Raw genomic sequence first — 21,387 nt, 5'->3', positions numbered from 1 at the left:
GGTGCTTGTCAGGCTGGGTCTAGAACCCCGCCTTGATCTTTTCGAACTCGGCCAGCTGACGCTCGCGTTGCGCGGGGTCGTTCGGCGTCTGGGCCAGAATCGGCGCGCCGGTCTGGTCCAGGCCGCTCTTGACGCGGGGATCGTCCTTGATCGTCTCCATCGCCTTGAGGTTGGTGTGGCCGTAGCCGATCGTGTCCAGCAGCCCCTGCGCGGCGCTCGGGTCCAGCCAGGCGTTGATGAAGTCGTAGGCCTTGTCCTCGTTGCCCGGCCCGTCCTTCAGGTTGATGAAGCCGCAGAAGAACGTGGACGATCCTTCCTTGGGCGCGCGCTGAAAGCCGACCGGATAGTTCTCTTTCTGCAGCAGCACGACGCCGTCGTTCCACGACCAGGCGACGTCCACGGCGCCCGAGGCCATCAGCTGCGTCTGCTCGGCCGGGTCGGTCCAATAGGCGGCGACGTTCTTGTGGGCCTGCCGCAGCCAGTCGGCGGCGGCGGCGAACTGTTCGTCCGTGACCTTGGTCCAGTCGGTGACGCCGGTCGCCAGATAGGCCAGCGCCCACACGTCGTCGGCCGAATCGGGCAGCGAGGTGCGCCCCTGATAGGCGGGGTTCACGAACACCTGCAGCGAGGCCACGTCCTCGGCCGGAACCGTTTCGGTGTTGTAGGCGATGGCGGTCGCGCCAAAGTCCGTCGGGACGTACCACAGCCCCTGATCGTCCTTGAAGACGGGCGAGTTCAGGAACTGCGGGTCGATGTCGGCAAGGGCCGGGATGCGCGTTGCGTCCCACGGCTCGATCAGGCCGGCGTCGCGGTATTTGGACACCATCTGGCTGCACGGATGGGCCACATCGGCTTTGAACCCCGAGGCGAGCTTCTGATAGGCCTCGTCGTCGTCGCCATAGAAGGCGAACGTCGGCGGCTCGCCGTGCTGGTCGATGTATTTCTGGAAGATCGCCGGCTCTTCGAAGCCGGCCCAGTCGAACACGGTCAGCTCGGCATCGGCGGCAACGGCTTGCGAAACCAGGGCGGTGGTGGCCAGGGCGAAGGCCAGGGCGGTCGTGCGCAGAGGGGTCATGCAGATCATCTCCGGTCGGGGGCTTGCGGAACGCTAGCGGGGGGGCGATGCGGGTTCAAGGCGCTGTCGCGCGCAGGGTAAACGGGTCCGCATGGGACAGCCGGGGGGGACAGGGACATGGATCGTGGGACGCAGGCGGACGCGCGGCCGGGGCTGCCGCCGCTGGACGGGCTTGCCGGGCGGCCCGCCCTGTTCGTGATGGCGGCCGAGGCAGAGTATGGACCGGCGCTGCGCGGCCGGGTGCGGCCGCTGATGACGGGCGTGGGCCCGGTCGAGGCGGCGGTGTCGGTGACCGCGGCGCTGACCCGGCTGCACGGGGCCGGGCGGATGCCCGCGGTTGTCGTCTCGCTGGGCAGCGCGGGGTCGCAGCGGCTGGAACAGGGGCGCGTCTATCAGGTGTCGGCGGTCGATTACCGCGACATGGATGCCAGCGCCCTGGGGTTCGCGCCGGGCATCACGCCGTTTCTGGACCTGCCCGCGCGCCTGCCGCTGCTGACGCTGCCGGACCCGGCGCTGCCGGCGGCCACGCTGTCCACGGGCGCCTCGGTCGTGACGGGCGCGGCCTATGCCGGCGTCACGGGCGACATGGTGGACATGGAGACATTCGCCGTTCTGCGGGCCTGCACCGCGTTCGGCGTGCCGCTGATCGGGCTGCGCGGGATTTCCGACGGAACCGCGCCCGTCACGGGGCTGATGGACTGGACGCGCTATCTGGACGTGATCGACCGGCGGCTGGCGGACGCCGTGGCGCGGCTGGAACGCTGCATTGCGGCCGGTCTGCTGGACGGCTGAACCGGCCGCTCATTCCGCCAGGGTCTGTCCGTCCCTGTCGCGCAGGTCGTTGTGGATCGCCACCGCGGCGCGGGCGGCGGTGCCCATCGCATAGCTGATCTGGTCCAGCCCCTCGACCGCGTCGCCCGCCGCATAGATCCCGGGCACGTTCGTGCGCTGCTGGTCGTCGGTCAGAAAGCACTGGTTCTCGCACAGATCGGTTCCCAGCGCGCGCCCCAGGTCGTTGCGCGTCGTCGATCCCAGGCCGGCATAGAGCGTGTCGAGCACCACCGTCGAGCCGTCGTCCAGCGTCAGGCGCACCTCGTCGCCGAAGTCGAAGCTGCTGACCGGGGTCGTCACGACCCTGATTCCTGCAGCGTCGGCCTGCGCCTGTTCGTCGGGCGTCAGCGCGACGGAGGCCAGCCCCAGCAGGGTGATGTCCCGACTGTAGCTGCGCAGGAACAACGCTTCGGCAAGCCCGTGGGTGTCGCCGCCCAGAACCCCGATGCGCTTGCCCGTCTGCTCGAAGGCGTCGCAGATCGGACAATAGCGCAGCAGGCCGCGCGCGACCGCGTCGGCGTGCTGCGCCTCGTCCAGCGGGGGGCGGTGGTTCACGACGCCCGTCGCCAGCAGGACGGTGCGCGCCCGCACCGCGCCGTCGTGGGTCTCGGCGCGAAAGCCGTCGCCGTCGCGGTGCAGGCCCACCACCTCGCCCGTGCGCAACGTTGCCCCGTACTGGCGCGCCTGCTCGCGCATCCTGTCCAGCAGGGCGACGCCGGCCACGCCATCGGGATAGCCGGCATGATTGTGGCTGACGGGGATCATCTGCATGCGCCCCTCGCCCTTGTCCACGACCAGCGCCCGTCGGTGAAACCGCGCCAGATAGATGGCCGCCGTCAGCCCCGCCGGACCGCCGCCGACGATCAGGCAGTCCCAGACGTCGGGCGTCCGGTCCGGGGCAGGCTGGGCGGCCGCGTCGGCGGTTGCGTCAGCTGGGGTGGCTTCGGTGACAGTGGTGTCCTGCATGATGCGGCCCTTCAACTCGCGGCGGCCCTTTGGCGGTCATTGCATACGCAACGCGCCGTCCAGCCGGATCGTTTCGCCGTTCAGATAGCCGCATTCGACGATGAAGGCGGCCAGCCGCGCGAATTCCTGCGGATCGCCCAGCCGCTTGGGGAACGTCACCTCGGCGGCCAGGCTGTCCTGGACGTCCTGCGGCAGCCCGCGCAGCATCGGCGTGCCGAAGATGCCCGGCGCGATGGTGCAGACGCGGATGCCGCTGCGTGCAAGGTCGCGGGCGATGGGCAGGGTCATCCCGGCGATGCCGGCCTTGGACGCGGCATAGGCGGCCTGGCCCGCCTGTCCGTCGAAGGCCGCGATCGAGGCGGTGTTGACGATCACGCCGTTCTCGGCCCGGCCGTTGCGCGCCATCTCGGCGGCGGCAAGACGCAGCACGTTGAAGCTGCCGACCAGGTTGATGTCGATGGTGCGGCGAAAGCTGTCCAGCCGGTGCGGCCCGTCGCGGCCAACGGTCTTTTCGCCGATGGCGATGCCTGCGCAGTTCACGCACAGGTCCAGCCCGCCCATCGCCGCGACGGCCTGCGCCACGGCCGCGGCGACGCTGGCCTCGTCGGTGACGTCGGTGCGGGCGAACCCGGCGCCGATGCTGTCGGCAAAGGCTGTTGCGTCCTCGTTCAGGTCCAGCACCGTCACCTGCGCCCCCCGTTCGCGGAAGTGCTGCGCCGTGGCCGCACCCAAGCCCGAGGCGCCGCCGGTGACGATGGCGCGGGCGTTCGACAGATCCATGTGATCCCCCAGAAAATGAACGTATGTTCAATAATCCTAGCCGCCGTCCCGTCCCCGGGCAAGGCGGCGCGCGCGGGTCAGCGCACCAGCATTTCGGGTCCGCCCACGATGCTGGCGTCGATCGCGCCCACGGCCTGCGCGTCCTTGCCGGCATAGTTCACCCGTCCCAGCACCGTCTGGATGGCGGCCAGCCGCGCGCGCTTCTTGTCGTCGGACCGGATCACCGTCCAGGGCGCGTCCAGCGTGTGCGACAGGTTCAGCGTCTCGGTGATGGCGGTGCTGTACTCGTCCCAGCGCGCCAGCCCCTCGACATCGATGTGGCTCAGCTTCCAATGCTTCAGCGGGTCACGCTCGCGGTCCAGGAACCGCTTGAGCTGCTCGGCGCGGCCGACCGTCAGCCACAGCTTGACCAGGATGATGCCGTCCATCGTCAGCAGCCGCTCATAGTCGGGGACCTGGCGGAAGAACATCTGGCGCTGATCCTCGGTCGAGAAGCCGAAGACCTTTTCCACGACACCGCGGTTGTACCAGCTGCGGTCGAACAGCGCCATTTCGCCCGCCGCCGGCAACCGCGAGGTGTAGCGCTGGAAATACCACTGGCCCGTCTCGCGCTCGGTCGGCTTGGGCAGCGCCACGACATAGGCGGACCGCGGGTTCAGGTTCTCGCTCAGCGCGCCGATGGTCCCGCCCTTGCCGGCCGCGTCGCGCCCCTCGAACAGGACCACGACGCGCTGGCCGGTGTCGATCACGCAGCGCAGCATCTTGACCAGCTCGACCTGCAACGCCTGCATCCGGCGGTCATAGTCGTGGCCGTTCATCTCCTCGCGGTAAGGATAGCCGGGGTCGAGGATGTCGTCCTTGCCGGCCTGCTGGATCGCAAGCCGCACGGCGGGGGGCGCGTCCTCCTGCAGATAGCGGGTGATCGCACCGACGAAGGGGATGTCGGACGGGGCGGGTTTGCGGGTCATGGCGGCCTTTCCGTGTCGGGGCCAGCATCAGGCCCGGCACGGCGTTTGGCAAGCGCGGCCGCGCGCCCCCCCTTCAGGCCCGGCCGATGTCGGCCAGGTCGAAGGGCGTGGTCTGATAGATCTCGTTGATCCAGTTGCCGTAAAGCAGATGGGCGTGGCTGCGCCAGCGGTTCGACGGGCCGCGCGAAGGGTCGTCGTCGGGGTAATAGTTCGCCGGCACGTTGATCGGCTTTCCGGCCGCCACGTCGCGGTCGTATTCCTCCTTCAGCGTGCCGCTGTCGTATTCCAGGTGGTTGAAGATATACAGCGCGCGATGCCCGGGGTCCTCGATCAGGCAGGGGCCGACCTCGTCGCTGGCCAGCAGGGTGACAAGGGACGGGCGCGCGTCGATGTCGGCCTGCCGCACCTCGGTCCAGCGGCTGACGGGGATCAGCACGTCGTCGGAAAACCCGCGCAGGAACGGGCTGGAGGGCGCCAGGTTGCGGTGTCGGAAGCAGCCGAACGCCTTGGCCGGCAGGTCGTGCTTGGGCACGCCGTGGAAATGATACGCCATCGCCATGCCGCCCCAGCACACGCCGAAGCTGGAATGGACATGGGTGCGCGACCAGTCGAACACGCGGCGCAGTTCGTCCCAGTAGGTCACTTGCGCGAACGGCAGGTGCTCGATGGGGGCGCCGGTCACGATCAGCCCGTCGAAGCGGTCGCCCGAGGCCTCGACCTCGGCGAAGGGGCGATAGAACGAGGCCATGTGGTCGGCCGCGGTGTTCTTGGATTCGTGGTCGGACATGCGGATCAGCGACAGGCCGATCTGCAGGGGTGTGGCCCCGATCAGCCGGGCGAACTGGTTTTCTGTCTGGATCTTCTTCGGCATCAGGTTCAGCAGCGCGATCCGCAGCGGGCGGATGTCCTGCGTCGCGGCACGGCCCGGCGACATCACCATGACGCCTTCGCGCGACAGGATGTCGAAGGCGGGAAGGTCCTCGGGCAGGGTGATGGGCATCAGTCGTCCTTTCTGTCGATGGCCGACGCGATCAGCGCGACAAAGTCGGCGGGCTGGCGCAGGCGCGCAACCTCGTCGGCGCTGACGGTCACGCCATGGTGGCGGGCCATGGCCGCATAGCGGGGCTGGCGATGGGCCAGGGCGCGGGCATAGGTCCAGCGGATGAATGCGTCCGGGTCCACGGGACCGGGATGGGCGCGGCCATAGTCCGCCCAGGCCGCGCGCAGGAAGTCGGGATGATAGTACATCGGCTTGGGCGCGCGGTCGAAGCGGCGCACCAGCTCGGCCGTGTGCGCCGCGGACCCCTCGATCCAGACCGGCAGCAGATGCGCGCTCAGGGCCGTCATCAGCGGGTCGGCGGGGTCGTCGGGCGAGACCACCTCGCAGATCGAGCCCGAGGTGTCGCAGATGAAATGCGGATAGCCATAGATGTCCTCGGCCCGCTGCAGGAACCGGATAGCGTCGGTCAGCGACTGGATCTCGGCCGCGCGGTGCTGGTCCTGCCGGGCCATGTAGTCGTCGAATGGCAGGCCGCCGCGCGCCGGATCGCCCGGCTTGCCCAGCCAGCACGACAGCGGCGCCAGGTTGTCGAACCTGATGTTGCTGGTGATGCGGACGGAATCGGTCATCAGCAGCTCGCGCAGCAGCGGGACCTGCATCGCCAGCCGCTTGTAATCATCGCCGATCAACTCGCCCAGATAGCGCGTGCCGATCCGGTAATCGACCGAATAGTGAAACCACGTCCCTGACTGGCGCAGCATGGTGGCGATATGGGTCTTGCCCAGGCCCGACATGCCGAACAGCATCACCCGCTTGTGCCCCGCGTCGCGCCAGTCCTGCCCGGTCTGATAGATCATGCTGTCCCTCGGCCTGTCCCGGCGCACAGGTAAGACGCGGCCCCGGAATAGGAAAGGGGCAGGGGGTCATGCAAAAGGCCCCGCCCGGGGGGGCGAGGCCTTCGATGCAGTGCGCCAAGGTTCAGAAGCTGTAGCCGACCTTGACGCCGACGCCCACGGCGTCGCTGTCGCGCATCAGGGCGCGGGCGGCGCCGCCGGTCTGCGCGCTCGCGTCGCCCAGCTTGAAATAGCTGACGCCGGTCGTGACCTTCCACTGGTCCTGGGTATAGATCGCGGCCAGCGAGATGCCCTTGCGTCCCGTATAGGGGGCCAGCGGCGAGACCAGCTCGTCGCCCTCCTTCTCATAGGTGAAAGACATCGCCCCCGACCACGTATCGGTGAACTTGCGGGCCACGCCGATGACATAGGTGGTGGTGTCTTCCAGCGAGACGAGGCCATCGGTCACGCCAAAGCAGGGTGGCGCCACGCTTGCCGGCACGCAGCTGAAGGCCTGGGGCGCAACCTTGAATTCGGACCAGTTGACCCAGCGAATCGAGCCGAACAGCAGGGTATCGGGGGCAATTCCGGTCTGCGCCTCGAGGTTCCACGAGCGGGGGGTGCTGACCGTCGTGGTCGTCTCACCCCGACGAAGCGCGGCCCCGCCCAACGTCTCGGTCGTGTCGAAGTCGTGGTCGATGGGCGAGTTGTAGGTCAGCGACACGCGGGCCGCGATGTCCGGCCTTTCCCAGCTGGCGCCGACCGCATAGCCCCAGCCCCAGGCGCTGTCGAGTTCGACGTTGTAGCCCGAGACCGGGCCATAGGCCAGGCCGCTCAGGTTGACCTCGCCGTCCGCGCGCGACCCGCGCAGGCCGCCGTGGACGCCGAAGCCGTTGTCCATCGTATAGCGCAGAAGCGCCGTATAGGTGGTCGAGTTCACATAGGCATAGGTGCCCGCCAGCGCGACAGAGCCACCGAGCGGATAGCTGATGTCAGCGCCATAGGGCTGCTCGGCGATGAGCGCGGCCGACAGGTTGTCGTTGAACTGGTGCTTGTAGCCGAAGCCAAAGAAATTGTAGTCCTCGGCCACGTCGCCGGTCGCGCTGCCGCCGAACAGCGCCACGTCGCGCCCCGAGATGTCGGGGCTGAGGCGCCCGGTGCCGAACTCGACGTAGTTGCCCTGCTCGAACAGGATGCCGATGGACTGGGGCGCACGCTCGATCCCGCCGGCCAGCACGGGCGCGGTGGTCATCAGCAGGGCGCCGACGCCCGTGATCAGTCTGGTCATGTCGTTCCTCCCTGAGGCCGCAATCGGCGGCCCCTTGCCGACCGACAAGGTCCATTATCGGCCCTGCGGTCAATCATGCGAACCCCATGACGCGGCGTCTTGGCCGCCATTTCATTGCATCGTGTCGCCCCCGCAACGCTTGCGCCGCCCGCACGTTCTGGGATGATGCCGGAATGAGCCCGCAGCGCCCCGACATCCCCCCTCCTGTCCTGCGCCCGACCGCACCCCGGGTGCGCGCACAACGTCTGCGATTCGCAATGCCCCGATCGGTCCCGCCAGGGTTGTGGCGCCGGGTGCCTCCGGCGGTCTTTCCGCCGATCCTGGGCACCCTGGCCTTGGCGCTGGCGTGGCGAGGGGGCGTCCCGGCGTTTGCCCTGCCCGCCGCAATCGCCGACCTGCTGGCCGGTGCTGCGGTGGCGGTCCTTGGCTTTGCCGCCCTGGCCTATGCCGGCAAGCTTGTGCGCAGGCCGGGCGTCCTGCGTGACGAACTGGCGATCCTGCCGGGACGCGCGGGCGTCGCCGCAGGCGTGCTGTCGCTGTATCTGGGGGGCGCGCTGGTGGCCGGTTTCTCGACCGGGGCTGGGCGGCTGATGGTCGGTGTGGGGCTGGCGGCGCATGTGGCCTTTCTGGCGGTGCTGATCGGCGTGCTGCGCGGCGCGCCGCCCGAACAGCGCCGCGTCACCCCCGTCTGGCATCTGGCGTTCACCGGCCTGATCGTGGCGGCGCGCGCGGCGCTTGAGGTGGGGTGGCCGGGCCTGGCGGCTGTCCTGGTCTGGCCCGCGCTGGCGGCCGCCGTGCTGATCTATGCCGTCAGCCTGCGGCAGGCGCGGGCCATGCGGATGCCTGCGCCCCTGCGTCCGCTGCTGGCGATCCACCTTGCGCCACTGGCGCTGTTTGCCACCGTCGCGCTGGGGCTGGGCTGGACGGGCACGGGCCAGGTGCTGGCCTGGGCCGCGCTGGCCGTCGCGGTGGCGCTGGCGGCAGCGGCGCGCTGGCTGCTGGCGGCGGGCTTTTCGGCCCTATGGGGCGCCCTGTGCTTTCCGCTGGCGGCGACGGCTGCGGCCTGGGTGGCGCTGTGGCGCGCGGTGCCCGGCGACGCCCACCGGCTGATCGCGGGCGGGCTGCTGGTGGCGGCCACCCTGGTCGTGCTGCCCGTGCTGGTGGCGATCCTGCGCGACTGGGCGCGGGGGCGGCTGCCGGTCAAGACAAACGCCGCGATCGCCTGATGGCCTGCGCTGGACTTTTCCGCATCCGCGTGAAAGGGGAAGCGGCCACACGACCGTGACAGGATGATCCCATGCAGATCCGCGAGGCGCTGACCTTCGACGACGTTCTTCTGGTCCCGGCGGCATCCAGCGTGCTGCCGTCGACGGCGGACGTGACGACCTTTCTCACCCGGTCGATCCAGCTGAACATTCCGCTGATCTCGTCCGCGATGGACACCGTCACCGAAAGCCGCATGGCCATCGCCATGGCGCAGGCCGGGGGCCTGGGGGTCATCCACCGCAACTTGACGGCCGCCCAGCAGGCCGATGAGGTGCGCCGCGTCAAGCGGTTCGAAAGCGGCATCGTCTATGACCCCATCACCCTGACGCCCGAGCAGACGCTGGCCGACGCCAAGGCGTTCCAGGAACGCTATCACGTCTCGGGCTTTCCGGTGGTGGACGACCGCGGCCGGGTGGTCGGCATCGTCACCAACCGCGACATGCGCTTTGCCAGCGATGACCGCACGCCGGTGCGGGCGATGATGACGTCCGAGAACCTTGCGATCCTGCGCGAACCTGCGGACCGGGACGAGGCGATCAGCCTGATGAAGGCGCGGCGCATCGAAAAGCTGCTGATCACCGACGGCGACGGAAAGCTGACCGGCCTTCTGACGCTGAAGGACACCGAGACGTCGGTCCTCAACCCGCTGGCGTGCAAGGACGACATGGGCCGCCTGCGGGTCGCCGCCGCCTCGACCGTGGGCGACGAGGGCTTTGCCCGCAGCGAGGCGCTGATCGACGCGGGCGTCGATCTGGTGGTCATCGACACCGCGCATGGCCATTCCGAAGGGGTCGCCGTCGCCGTCCGCCGCATCAAGGACCGCTATGCCGGCGTGCAGGTCTGCGCCGGCAACGTGGCCACCGCCACGGGCGCGCGCGCGCTGATCGACGCAGGCGCGGACGCGATCAAGGTGGGCATCGGGCCGGGATCGATCTGCACCACGCGCGTCGTCGCAGGCGTCGGCGTGCCGCAGCTGACCGCGATCATGGACGCGGTCGCAGGCGCGGGCGACGTGCCGGTGATCGCCGACGGCGGCATCAAGTATTCGGGCGACTTCGCCAAGGCCATCGCGGCGGGCGCGGCCTGCGCGATGGTCGGATCGGCCATCGCGGGCACGGATGAAAGCCCGGGCGAGGTCATCCTGTACCAGGGCCGGCAGTTCAAGTCGTATCGCGGCATGGGGTCGCTGGGCGCCATGGCCCGCGGTTCGGCCGACCGCTATTTCCAGAAGGACGCGGCCTCGGACAAGCTGGTTCCCGAAGGGATCGAGGGGCAGGTCAGCTACAAGGGCCCCGCCGCCGCCGTCATCCACCAGCTGGTCGGCGGCCTGCGCGCCGCGATGGGCTATACCGGCAACGCCACCATCGCCCAGATGCGCGGCGGCTGCGAATTCGTCCGCATCACCGGCGCGGGCCTGAAGGAAAGCCACGTGCACGACGTCCAGATCACGCGGGAGTCGCCGAACTATCGGTTGGGGTAATCAAGGGGTCAGGTGATGTTCTGGCTGGTGCCTGGCTGATGGTTCGGGCAGCGGAAATCAAGGACTTACGCCGACATCAGCGCCGTTTGCCGATGCAGACTGATGCTGAGAGGACAGGATTGCCGATTTGCTGATGCAGCCTCGGCGGCATCATGAATGATGGCGCTGGGTCAGATCACAAGATCGGCGGCATGGGCCGCCAGGATTCATCGGGGCAGTATCGGTGCCGCCTTGACAAGGCGGTCAGTGGCAAAGACCAGCATCTGCTGCGGCGCCGTGTTGAGGCGCGAGTTGTCGAACACCATGCCGCGATCGGCCCGCAGCACCGCGTCCCGGACAAGGGGCGGACTGCGCTCCTAGCGGGCGCGGATCTTGGGCTTCGGGAACATCATGCCCGCCCTCTTCGGTGCGGGCCTTGACCCGGGCAACGGAAAGATCGGGGGCTTGATACGACGCCTGCATCGAGGGACCCCGAAGCTCGTCGCGCTGGATGATGTCGGCATTGATGAACGGACCCGCGAAGCCGGGGGCGACGCGGGTCTGATACAGGGTCCATTTTCCGGCGCCATTGGGTCCGGCAAGCAGGACAAGGCCTGGTCTCATGCGGCGGTATCATCGCGGGCATGGACAGGGTCGCCGCCGGCATCCAGGCCGACGCCCTCGGCCGAGCGCCCGGCGTCGGGCAAAGAAGGAAACCTCGGCGTCCGACGGCTGGCCCATCTTTTCGGTGAAGGCATCGAGCCGTGCGGCTTCTTCATCCTCGCTCAGATCGGTCGTATCGAGCCTGCCTTCGAGCACAGCGGTAAGGCGGGCATGATCGAACCTGCCGGAATGTTCGACCGCCCGCCCGGTCCGGTGGAAACCGAGCTTCGCCGCCCGCGTTGAGGATCGACGTTTGGCCCAGGGGCGCCGCCCTGAGGGGCGCGGCGGCGGGCGGCACAGGCCCCCGGGCGCCGTCCCCCGCAGGCTCGTGCCAGGCGTTCGCCCGCGGGCGTTCCGTCCCGACTGCCCGAGAGGTGCGACGATGGCTGCCGAACCCCACGACCCCCAGGCCGAGCAGGACCCCGACACCCCCCATTACGACGGGGCGGCCGGCGGGTGGGGCTCGCTCAAGGGGATGAGCCGCCTGCTGCTGGGCGAGCCGCCCTCCGCCGGGGCGCTGAACACGCTGCGCCGGCAGAACAAGCCGGGCGGGCACATGTGCACCTCGTGCGCCTGGGGCAAGCCCGCCAAACCGCACACCGCCGAGTTCTGCGAGAACGGGGCCAAGGCCACCATCTGGGACCTGACCCGCGCCATCTGCGACCCGCTGACGCTGGCCGACACCCCGGTGGCAGACCTTGCCCGCCTGAGCGACCACGAGCTTGAGGCGATGGGCCGGCTGACCCATCCGATGCGGTTCGACGCCGCCAGCGGCTGCTATGTGCCGACCGGATGGGACGAGGCGTTCCGCGGCATCGGGGCGGCGCTGCAACGGCTCGATCCGAAGTCGGTCGTCTTCTACACCTCGGGACGGGCGAGCCTTGAAACCTCGTTCCTGTGGCAGCTGTTCGGGCGGCTTTACGGCCACAACAACCTGCCCGATTCGTCCAACATGTGCCACGAGACGACCAGCGTGGCGCTGAAGAAATACATCGGCTCTCCGGTCGGGACCTGCGTGTTCGAGGACTTCGACCACTGCGACCTGATGCTGTTCTTCGGACAGAACACTGGCTCGAACAGCCCGCGCTTTCTGCACACCATCCAGAAGGCGGTGGAACGCGGCTGCAAGGTCGTCACCTTCAACCCCGTGCGCGAGACGGGGCTGCTGCGGTTCCGCAACCCGCAGCGCCCGTTGCAGATGCTGGGCCGGTTGACCGCCATATCGGACCTGTATCTTCAGGTCCGGCCGGGCGGGGACCTTGCGGCGATGCTGGGGCTGGTCAAGCGCACGCTGGACCTGGACGCGGCCGAGGGCGGCATCATCGACCGGGACTTCATCGCCGAGCATACAACCGGCTTCGACGCGCTCAGGGCGCACGCCGAGGCGACCGGCTGGGACGAGATCGAGGCGCATTCGGGCCTGTCGCGTCAGCATCTGCAGGACGTGGGCGATCTTTATGCCCGCGCCCGCGCGACGGTCGCCATGTACGGCATGGGGCTGACGCAGCACGTCCACGGCGGCGAGACGCTGGGGATGCTGGTCAACCTGATGCTGCTGCGCGGCAACGTGGGACGGCTGGGGACCGGCATCTCTCCGGTGCGGGGGCATTCCAACGTGCAGGGGCAGCGCACCGTGGGGATCTCGGAAAAGCCCGATCTGGTGCCGCTGGACCGCATGGCCGCGCTGTTCGGCTTCGATCCGCCGCGCGAGGAGGGGCGCACCACGGTCGAGGCCGCCCGGGGGATCATCGACGGGTCCGTGCGCGGCTTTCTGCAACTGGGGGGCAATTTCGCGCGGGCGATCCCCGACACCGACCGGGTTGCCCCGCACTGGGCGGGGCTGGATCTGGTGGTGAACGTGGCGACCAAGCTGAACCGGTCGCATCTGGTGCCGGGGCGCGCCACCTGGCTGCTGCCCTGCCTTGTCCGGGCCGAGGAGGACAGGCAGGCCAGCGGCCCGCAGACCGTCTCGATCGAGGATTCGCTGTCGCACATCCATGCTTCGCTGGGAAAGAACGCGCCCGCCGCCGACACGCTGCTGTCGGAACCGGCGATCGTGGCCGGCATTGCCAAGGCGACGCTGCCGCCGAACCCGAATGTGCCCTGGGACGACTGGGTGGGGGATTACGCCCGCATCCGGTCGGCCATCGAACAGGTCTGGCCCGAGCAGTTCACGGGGTATGAAACCCGGATGCGCCGGCCGGGCGGGTTCTACAAGGGCAACAAGGCGCGCGGCCGCGTCTGGCAGACCGACAGCGGCAAGGCCGAATTCTCGGTGCCGCCCGGCCACTCGGGTCTGGGGCGCGATCTGGCGCCGGGCGAGTACACGCTGATCACGCTGCGGTCGAACGACCAGTTCAACACCACCGTCTATGGGTTCGAGGACCGGCTGCGCGGCCTGTCGGGCAACCGCATGATCGTGCTGATGAATCTGGACGACATGGCCCGCGCCGGCTTGTCCGAGGGGCAGGTGGTCACGATGGCCTGCGCCGAGCAGGACGGCCACCGCCGCGCCGTGGCGGGGTTGACCGTCACGCCCTATGACCTGCCGGACCGCTGCGTCGCCGCCTATTACCCCGAGGTGAACGGCATCGTGCCGGTCGGGCTGCACGACCGGATGTCGAAGACGCCGGCCTACAAGGGAACGCCGGTGCGGATCGAGGCCTGAGGCGCCCTCGACCCTAGTGGGTCGGCGTTCCCACGTCGGCCGGGCCGTGCGACAGCGACTTGACGATGGCGGTCAGCGCCGCGCCGGGCACCACGTCCAGCTGGCGCGCGGACCGGCGGGTGATGCGCGACAGGATCGCGCCCGCGTCTGTGGACAACCGCACGAGGACGCTGTCGCCCAGGTCGACAAGGCTTTCCACCGTCCCAGGCAGGATGTTCAGCGCCGACAGGCCCTGGGGCAGGCCGCGCGCCAGCATCACGTCCTGGGCCGCGATCCGCAGCCGCAGCCGGTCGCCCGGCGCGGCCGCCAGCGTGGGCAGGAACAGGGCCCGTCCCCCCGCGTCCAGTTCGGTCACGCCGTCGGGATGGTGGGTCACGACGCGCGCGGCGATGACAGCGCCTGCATCGCGGCCCCGTCCGGCAACCGACGGATCGGCCAGCACCTCGGCCGCGGGGCCGATCCGTGTCAGCCGCCCGGCGTCCAGCATGGCCACGGTGGTCGCGATGCGCGCGACCTCGGCGGGGGAATGGCTGACATACAGCATCGGCACGCGCAGCTCGTCCCGCAGCCGTTCAAGACAGGGCATGATCTCGGCCTTGCGCTGATCGTCCAGCGCCGACAGCGGCTCGTCGGCCAGGATCAGCCGCGGCGCGGCCAGCAGCGCGCGCCCGATGGCGACGCGCTGGCGCTCGCCACCTGACAGCGTCGCGGGAGTGCGGCTCAGCAGCGCGCCGATGCCCAGCATCTCGATGACCGCGCCCTCGGGCATGGCGGGCGCGCCGCGCGGGGCGAACCAGCGGCCATAGCGCAGGTTCTGGCGCACCGACAGATGCGGAAACAGCCGACCGTCCTGAAAGATCACGCCCAGTCGGCGGCGGTGCGCGGGGACGTGAATGCCGCGCGCGGTGTCGGTGAGAACCGCGGGACCCGCAACGATGCGGCCCGCGTCAGGGCGCAGCAGGCCCGCGACGGCGTTCAGCACCGTGGACTTGCCCGACCCCGACGGGCCGAACAGAACCGTGACGCCGGGCGGCGCCTCGAACGCAACATCCAGCACAAAGCCGTCGAAGCGGTGGTGCAGGGCGACGGACAGCGTCATCGCCCGGCAACCCTGCGGGCGACGCGGCGCGCCAGCACCTCGGACGCGACCAGCGCGGCCATCGCCAGAGCGATCGAGATCGCCACCAGCCGCGCGGCCGCCCCCTCGCCCCCCGGCACCTGAAGGAAGGAATAGATGGCCAGCGGCAACGTCTGGGTCTGGCCCGGGATGTTGGACACGAAGGTGATGGTGGCGCCGAACTCTCCCATCGCCTTGGCAAAGGCCAGCATGGCGCCCGCAATCACGCCGGGCAGGATCAGCGGCACCGTCACGGTGGCCCAGACCCAGGGCCGCGCTGCGCCCAGGCTGCCCGCGGCCTGTTCCAGGCGCGGGTCCACCGCCTCGATCGACAGGCGGATGGCGCGCACCATCAGCGGGAACGCCATCACGGCCGCAGCCAGAACCGCGCCGGTCCAGCGGAATGCCAGCACGATCCCGAACCACTGGTCCAGGTGCTGGCCCACCCAGCCGCGCCGCCCGAACGTCAGCAGCAGCAGATAGCCCGTCGCCACCGGCGGCATGACCAGCGGCAGATGCACCAGCCCGTTCAGCACGGCGTGCCCGGGAAAGCGCCACCGCGCCAGCGCGTGCGCCACGAACAGGGCCACCGGCAGGCTGACCAGCGTGGCCCAGAACGCCACCCGCAGCGACAGCCGCAGCGCGTCCCATTCCTGCGCGGTCAGCCAGTCGGCCATGCGCGCGCCCTCACTTCAGCACGGCAAAGCCCTGCGCTGCGAACACGGCATCCGCAGGGGGCGCCGACAGCGCGTCCAGGAACGCCCGGTCGGCCGGGTCCTGCGCCGAGGCCAGCAGGGCCACCGGATAGGTGATCGGGTCGTGCGTGTCGGCGGCAAAGCTGCCCACGACGCGGACCCTGGGCTCGGCCGCGGCGTCCGTCGCATAGACGATGCCATAGGGCGCCTCGCCGGTCGCCACCAGCGCCAGGGCCGCGCGGACGTTGTCGACCTGCGCGACAAAAGGCTCTGCGGCATCCCACAGGCCCAGCGTCGTCAGCGCCGCCTTGCCGTATTGACCGGCGGGAACGGAATCGACCAGGGCCATCGCCAGCTTGCCGCCCGCCAGCAGGGCCGGCAGGTCGGTGTCGCGGTCCAGCGCGACCGGCGGCGCGGCGGGACCGGCGGCCACCAGCACCAGCCTGTTGCCCAGCAGGTCCCGGCGCGTGCCCGGGACCACCGCGCCGCCCTGTTCGACCTCGTCCATCCACTCGACCGAGGCCGAGACGAAGATGTCGGCCGGCGCGCCGTCAAGGATCTGCTTGGCGAGCTGGGCCGACCCTGCATAGCTGATCGTGACGGTGTGGCCGGTGTCGGCCTGATAGGCCGCCGCGACCGTGTCCAGCGCGGTCTTCATCGAGGCGGCTGCAAAGACGACGACCTCGGCCGCGGCGGCGGGAAGGGTCAGCGCGGCCAGGCCGAGGGGGAGGGCGAGCATCATCTGGCGAACCGGCATCGCATCCTCGCAAGGGTTATGTCCGATCGAACATATCCCCTGGCGGCCGCGGGGCAACCGTTATCTTTCGGCCGGGCTGTCGGCCAGCATCGCGCGCAGCGCGGCGATCCGCGCGACGTTCAGCTCGCGCGAGGTCGCCTCGATCTCGCGGTACAGCGCCAGCACGCGCCGCCCCGTGTCGGTCAGGGCTGCGCCGCCGCCGCCCGCGCCGCCTCTGACACTGTCGACCACGGGGTTGCGGAACATGCCGTTCATCGCCTCGACCAGCATCCAGGCGCGCTTGTAGCTCATCCCCAGCTCGCGCCCCGCCGCGGTGATCGAGCCGGTGCGTGCGATCCCCTCCAGCAGCGCGGCCTTGCCGGGGCCGATCATGCCGTCGCCGCTGAGATAGACCCGCAGGAAGAATTCGGGGTGCAGACCGCTCATGCGGCATGATCCCTGCCGCGCCGCCGATCCGCAAGGGCGCCTTGCGGCGGTCCACCGCACCGCCGCGATGCGCCAATTGACCAAAATCAATGTCCCTGACGCGCAATGGCGTATCCAAAGGCCATGTGCGCGGTGGCCCCGTCATATTTCCGCTTTCCGTCGGCCCTGATGCCGACCCTTGCCCCGTGGGACTGCGCGTGGGCGCCATGCCCTGCCGCCTCCGGGGCGCCCGCCCCGGTCCGTGCGCGTCCCGGCGATATCCCGAAAGGGCGAACTGAATGATTCTCCGATTGCCTGTCCTGTTCCTTTCGTTGTGCCTTGCGCTTTGCCTGCTGGTGCTGCCGGCACCGCCAGCCCAAGCGCAGGGGGCGGCGGCCGCGCCATCCCACCTGTCGCAGCTGCTGCCGGACCTTCGGCCCGGCGACATTGTTGCGGGCGCGGACGGGTTCGGCCCGATCCGCGACGACCTGCCGGTGGCCCCGGTCATGGGCGGGGGCCAGCAGCTTGGCTGGGTCTACATCACATCGGATTTCGTGGGCACGACCGGCTATTCCGGCAAGCCGATCCACACGGCGGTCGCCGTGGACGCCGATGCCCGCGTCCTGGGCGTGCGGCTGGTCAAGCATTCCGAACCGATCGTCCTGATCGGCATCCCGGACGCCAAGATCCAGCAGATGGCGGCCGATTACGTCGGCCTCGACCTCAAGGCCGAGGCGCAGGCCGGCGGATCGGCGCATGAGCTGAACATCATCTCGGGCGCGACCGTCACCGTCATGGTCATCGACGATTCGGTCGTGCGGTCCGGCCTGCATGTCGCCCGGGCCCTGGGCCTGGGCGGGCTGGGCGCTGCCCCGACGCAGGCGACGGCAACCGGCCCGATGCTCGAGATGAACCCCGACGCCACCGCGGCGCGCGACTGGTCCACGCTGGAGGGCGATGGCACCGTCCGGCGGCTGTTGCTGGACGTGGGCACGGTCAACCAGACCTTTGCGACCCATGCCGACCCGCGCGCCAAGGAACGGCCGCTGACCGAACCGCCAGAGACCACGTTCATCGACATGCGCGTGGCGCTGGTCAGCCAGCCGGCGATCGGCCGGGCGCTGCTGGGCGACGCGGAATACGAGAACCTCAAGGCCTGGCTCAAGCCCGGCGAACACGCGATCATGGTGCTGGGCAACGGGCTTTATTCCTTCAAGGGCTCGGGCTATGTGCGCGGCGGCATCTTTGACCGCATCCAGCTGATGCAGGGCGATGCGTCGGTCCGGTTCCGCGACCGCCAGCACCGCCGGATCAACGGGCTGGCGGCCGAGGGCGCGCCCGCGTTCACCGAAAAGGACCTGTTCAAGATCCCCGCGGACGCAGGGTTCGACCCGGCGCAGCCGTTCCGTCTGCAGCTGCTGGTGTTCCGGTCGGTCGCGGCGATCGACAAGGCCTTCACCACCTTCGACATGGAATACCGTCTGCCCGACCAGTTCCTGCGCGAAGTGGCGCGTCCGGCCGCTGCCGCCCCCGCGGTCGCCGCGGCCGCGCCGGCTGCGTCCCCGGCCCCCGGCGCCCCCGCAACGGGCGCCGCACCCGCGACCGACGCGCAGACGGCGGCGGGCGTGCCCACCGGCGCGGCACCGCCCGCGGTGGTGATGTCGCAGGCGGCGGCCGTCGAACACGGGGCCCAGGTGCAGCTGTGGCAGCGCATCTGGCAGGCCAAGTCCCCCCAGATCGGCGCGCTGCTGGTCATGCTCGGGGTGCTGACGCTGGCCTTCTTCTTCCAGGATTTCCTGACCCGCTCGGCGCGCGCGACCAAGGTGTTCCGCTATGCCTTCCTGACCGTCACGCTGGTCTGGCTGGGCTGGATGATGAACGCGCAGCTTTCGGTCGTGAACATCCTGGCGCTGTTCAACAGCCTGACCAGCGGCTTCTCGTGGCAGGCGTTCCTGCTGGACCCGCTGACCTTCATCCTGTGGTTCGCGGTGGCCGCGGCCCTGATCTTCTGGGGTCGGGGCGCCTATTGCGGCTGGCTGTGCCCCTTCGGCGCCCTGCAAGAGCTGACGAACCACGCCGCCCAGCGTCTGGGCGTGCCGCAGTGGCGGCTGCCCTGGGGGCTGCACGAGCGGCTGTGGCCGGTCAAGTACATGATCTTCCTGGGACTGTTCGCGGTGTCGCTGATGTCGCTGGAACGCGCCGAGCATCTGGCCGAGGTCGAGCCGTTCAAGACCGCGATCATCCTCAAGTTCGTGCGCGAATGGCCGTTCGTCCTGTATGTCGCGTCGCTGCTGGTGATCGGGCTGTTCGTGGAACGGTTCTATTGCCGCTATCTGTGCCCGCTGGGCGCAGGGCTGGCGATCCCGGCGCGCATCCGGATGTTCGACTGGCTGAAACGCTATCGTGAATGCGGCAGCCCGTGCCAGACCTGCGGCGTCGAATGTCCGGTGCAGGCGATCCACCCGACCGGGCAGATCAACCCGAACGAATGCGTGAACTGCATGCACTGTCAGGTGCTGTACCACAGCAAGGAAAAATGCCCGGTCGTGCAGCGCACGCTGAAACGTCGGGAAACCGCTTCGGCAGGCGCCCCGGCGCTGGACCGGATTCTGAATCATCCCAACATCAAGGCGAAGGGAAACTGAAAATGAGCGAGAACGGTGGCATCAGCCGTCGCGGCCTGCTGGGCGCAACGGCCACGGTGGGCGGCTTTGCCGCCCTGGGCGGGGCCGGCGCGGCGCGCCTGGGTCTCATGGGCGGCGCGGGCGCTGCGGCGCTGACGGCGGGCGCTGCCCCCGCGGCGGCGCAGACCGCGCCGGCCGAAAGCGCGACGCCGTGGATCCTGCATCCCGGCGAGCTGGATACCTATTACGGGTTCTGGTCCTCGGGTCAGACCGGCGAGGTCCGCATCCTCGGCGTGCCGTCCATGCGCGAGCTGATGCGGATTCCGGTGTTCAACCGCTGCTCGGCGACGGGCTGGGGGCAGACCAACGAGTCGCTGAAGGTCCTGACCGAGAACATGACCGAAAAGACGCGGAAGTACCTGGCCGCGCAGGGCAAGAAGGTCCACGACAACGGCGACCTTCACCACGTTCACATGAGCTATACCGACGGCAAGTACGACGGCCAGTACCTGTTCATGAACGACAAGGCCAACACCCGCGTGGCCCGCGTCCGCTGCGACGTGATGAAGGCCGACAAGATCCTGGAGATCCCGAACGCCAAGGCGATCCACGGGATGCGCCCGCAAAAAGTGCCGTCGTCGAAATACCTCTTCTGCAACGGCGAGGACGAGGCGCCGCTGGTCAACGACGGCACGGTGCTGGACGACAAGTCGCAGTACGTGAACCTGTTCAGCGCCGTGGACACCCAGACCATGACCGTCGCCTGGCAGGTCATCGTGTCGGGCAACCTCGATAACTGCGACGCGGACTATGAGGGCAAGTACGCCTTCTCGACCTCCTACAACTCCGAGATGGGCGTCACCTCGGCCGAGATGATGGAAGCCGAGCTGGACCACGTCGTGGTCTTCAACTTGGCCAACATCGAGGCGGGGATCGCCGCCGGCGATTTCAAGGAGCTGAACGGCGTCAAGATCCTGGACGGGCGCAAGGAGAACGCGGCGAAGAAATACACCCGCTACATCCCAATCCCGAACAACCCCCACGGCTGCAACATGGCGCCCGACAAGAAGCACCTGTGCATCGGCGGCAAGCTGTCGCCGACCGTGTCGGTGCTGGACGTCACCAAGTTCGACGCCGTGTTCGCCGACGAGGCCGAGCCCGCGTCCGTGATCGTGGCCCAGCCCGAGGTGGGCCTGGGGCCGCTGCACACCGCCTTTGACGGGTCCGGCAACGCCTACACCTCGTTGTTCCTCGACAGCCAGGTCGCCAAGTGGAACATCGAGGACGCGATCCGCGCCCACAACGGCGAGGCGGTGGACCCGATCCGCGAAAAGATCGACGTTCATTACCAGCCCGGCCACCTCAAGACCTCGATGGGTGAAACGCTGGAGGCGGACGGACGCTGGCTGGTCTGCCTGTCCAAGTTCTCGAAGGACCGCTTCATCAACGTGGGTCCGCTGAAGCCCGAGAACGATCAGCTGATCGACATCTCGGGCGACAAGATGGTGCTGGTCCACGACGGCCCCAACTTTGCCGAACCCCACGACGCGATCGCGGTGCTGGCCTCGAAGATGAGCAACATCAAGTCGGTGTGGGAACGCAACGACCCGTTCTGGGCCGAGACCCGCAAGCAGGCCGAGGCCGACGGCGTGGACATCGACAGCTGGACCGACACGGTGATCCGGGACGGCAACAAGGTCCGGGTCTACATGTCCAGCCAGGCGCCGAACTTCTCGCTGGAGCAGTTCACCGTGCAGGAGGGCGACGAGGTCACGGTCATCGTGACGAACTTGGACGACCTGGACGACCTGACGCACGGCTTTACCCTGGGCAACCACGGCGTCGCGATGGAGATCTCGCCGCAGGCCACGTCCTCGGTCACCTTCGTCGCCGCGCAGCCGGGCGTGTACTGGTATTACTGCCAGTGGTTCTGCCACGCCCTGCACATGGAGATGCGGGGCCGCATGTTCGTCGAGCCGAAGGCGACCTGAT

At 69.2% G+C, this 21,387-nt stretch carries 18 protein-coding genes; 7 read left to right on the top strand and 11 right to left on the bottom strand.

Translation table 11 applies throughout. From position 1 onward, the window contains the following. Positions 1 to 19: 19 nt before the first annotated feature. A complete protein-coding gene (locus tag DPQ23_RS09150) occupies positions 20 to 1,075 on the bottom strand; it encodes an ABC transporter substrate-binding protein (RefSeq protein ID WP_112874463.1) in 1,056 nt (351 codons plus the stop codon). Between the two features lie 117 nt (positions 1,076 to 1,192). Between DPQ23_RS09150 and DPQ23_RS09145 the strand changes: the two genes are divergently transcribed. Further along, a complete protein-coding gene (locus tag DPQ23_RS09145) occupies positions 1,193 to 1,867 on the top strand; it encodes a 5'-methylthioadenosine/S-adenosylhomocysteine nucleosidase (RefSeq protein ID WP_112874388.1) in 675 nt (224 codons plus the stop codon). A 9-nt stretch (positions 1,868 to 1,876) separates the two neighbouring features. Here the strand turns inward: DPQ23_RS09145 and DPQ23_RS09140 are convergent, their stop codons facing one another. The 6 genes from DPQ23_RS09140 to DPQ23_RS09115 form a co-directional block, all read right to left on the bottom strand. Next, entirely contained in the window at positions 1,877 to 2,872 is a 996-nt protein-coding gene (locus DPQ23_RS09140; protein ID WP_112874462.1) for an NAD(P)/FAD-dependent oxidoreductase, read from the bottom strand. A 36-nt stretch (positions 2,873 to 2,908) separates the two neighbouring features. Beyond that, positions 2,909 to 3,652, bottom strand: coding sequence for an SDR family NAD(P)-dependent oxidoreductase (locus DPQ23_RS09135; RefSeq protein WP_112874387.1), 744 nt, complete (start codon positions 3,650 to 3,652; stop codon positions 2,909 to 2,911). A gap of 77 nt (positions 3,653 to 3,729) precedes the next feature. Further along, entirely contained in the window at positions 3,730 to 4,620 is an 891-nt protein-coding gene (gene ppk2 / locus DPQ23_RS09130) for a polyphosphate kinase 2 (protein ID WP_112874386.1), read from the bottom strand. Between the two features lie 73 nt (positions 4,621 to 4,693). Beyond that, positions 4,694 to 5,620 (bottom strand): homoserine O-succinyltransferase, encoded by a 927-nt coding sequence (locus tag DPQ23_RS09125; RefSeq protein WP_112874385.1) that lies wholly within the window; start codon positions 5,618 to 5,620, stop codon positions 4,694 to 4,696. Next, a complete protein-coding gene (locus DPQ23_RS09120) occupies positions 5,620 to 6,477 on the bottom strand; it encodes an ATPase (RefSeq protein WP_112874384.1) in 858 nt (285 codons plus the stop codon). The genes DPQ23_RS09125 and DPQ23_RS09120 overlap by 1 nt, the downstream gene beginning before the upstream one ends. A gap of 121 nt (positions 6,478 to 6,598) precedes the next feature. After that, positions 6,599 to 7,741: an OmpP1/FadL family transporter gene (locus DPQ23_RS09115; RefSeq protein WP_112874383.1), complete on the bottom strand. Its 1,143-nt coding sequence runs from the start codon at positions 7,739 to 7,741 to the stop codon at positions 6,599 to 6,601. Between the two features lie 293 nt (positions 7,742 to 8,034). Here DPQ23_RS09115 and DPQ23_RS09110 point away from each other — a divergent pair, with 293 nt between their 5' ends. From DPQ23_RS09110 to DPQ23_RS09090, 4 genes are all read left to right on the top strand, one after another. Then, positions 8,035 to 8,967, top strand: a complete 933-nt coding sequence (locus DPQ23_RS09110) for a TDT family transporter (protein WP_162630702.1) — start codon at positions 8,035 to 8,037, stop codon at positions 8,965 to 8,967. A gap of 71 nt (positions 8,968 to 9,038) precedes the next feature. Next, complete coding sequence (guaB, locus tag DPQ23_RS09105; RefSeq protein WP_112874381.1) at positions 9,039 to 10,487, top strand: IMP dehydrogenase; 1,449 nt, start codon at positions 9,039 to 9,041, stop codon at positions 10,485 to 10,487. 390 nt (positions 10,488 to 10,877) lie between these two features. After that, the gene (locus DPQ23_RS15425; RefSeq protein WP_162630701.1) at positions 10,878 to 11,372 is read left to right on the top strand and encodes a hypothetical protein; all 495 of its coding nucleotides are present in this window, start codon (positions 10,878 to 10,880) and stop codon (positions 11,370 to 11,372) included. A gap of 139 nt (positions 11,373 to 11,511) precedes the next feature. Beyond that, entirely contained in the window at positions 11,512 to 13,797 is a 2,286-nt protein-coding gene (locus DPQ23_RS09090; protein WP_112874380.1) for an FdhF/YdeP family oxidoreductase, read from the top strand. Positions 13,798 to 13,810: 13 nt separating this feature from the next. Here the strand turns inward: DPQ23_RS09090 and modC are convergent, their stop codons facing one another. From modC to DPQ23_RS09070, 4 genes are all read right to left on the bottom strand, one after another. Further along, a complete protein-coding gene (gene modC / locus DPQ23_RS09085) occupies positions 13,811 to 14,896 on the bottom strand; it encodes a molybdenum ABC transporter ATP-binding protein (protein ID WP_112874379.1) in 1,086 nt (361 codons plus the stop codon). Next, a complete protein-coding gene (gene modB, locus DPQ23_RS09080; RefSeq protein ID WP_112874378.1) occupies positions 14,893 to 15,591 on the bottom strand; it encodes a molybdate ABC transporter permease subunit in 699 nt (232 codons plus the stop codon). The genes modC and modB overlap by 4 nt, the downstream gene beginning before the upstream one ends. Positions 15,592 to 15,601: 10 nt before the next feature. After that, a complete protein-coding gene (modA, locus tag DPQ23_RS09075) occupies positions 15,602 to 16,351 on the bottom strand; it encodes a molybdate ABC transporter substrate-binding protein (RefSeq protein WP_112874461.1) in 750 nt (249 codons plus the stop codon). Between the two features lie 75 nt (positions 16,352 to 16,426). Further along, positions 16,427 to 16,792 (bottom strand): winged helix-turn-helix domain-containing protein, encoded by a 366-nt coding sequence (locus tag DPQ23_RS09070; RefSeq protein WP_112874377.1) that lies wholly within the window; start codon positions 16,790 to 16,792, stop codon positions 16,427 to 16,429. Between the two features lie 278 nt (positions 16,793 to 17,070). Here DPQ23_RS09070 and DPQ23_RS09065 point away from each other — a divergent pair, with 278 nt between their 5' ends. Beyond that, positions 17,071 to 19,416: a NosR/NirI family protein gene (locus tag DPQ23_RS09065; protein ID WP_112874376.1), complete on the top strand. Its 2,346-nt coding sequence runs from the start codon at positions 17,071 to 17,073 to the stop codon at positions 19,414 to 19,416. Between the two features lie 2 nt (positions 19,417 to 19,418). Next, positions 19,419 to 21,386: a TAT-dependent nitrous-oxide reductase gene (nosZ, locus tag DPQ23_RS09060; protein ID WP_170310771.1), complete on the top strand. Its 1,968-nt coding sequence runs from the start codon at positions 19,419 to 19,421 to the stop codon at positions 21,384 to 21,386. Position 21,387: the final 1 nt, after the last annotated feature.

The organism is Paracoccus endophyticus, assembly GCF_003286075.1.
GTDB classification, from domain to species: domain Bacteria; phylum Pseudomonadota; class Alphaproteobacteria; order Rhodobacterales; family Rhodobacteraceae; genus Paracoccus; species Paracoccus endophyticus.
This window is presented reverse-complemented; position numbering and strand designations above follow the sequence as displayed.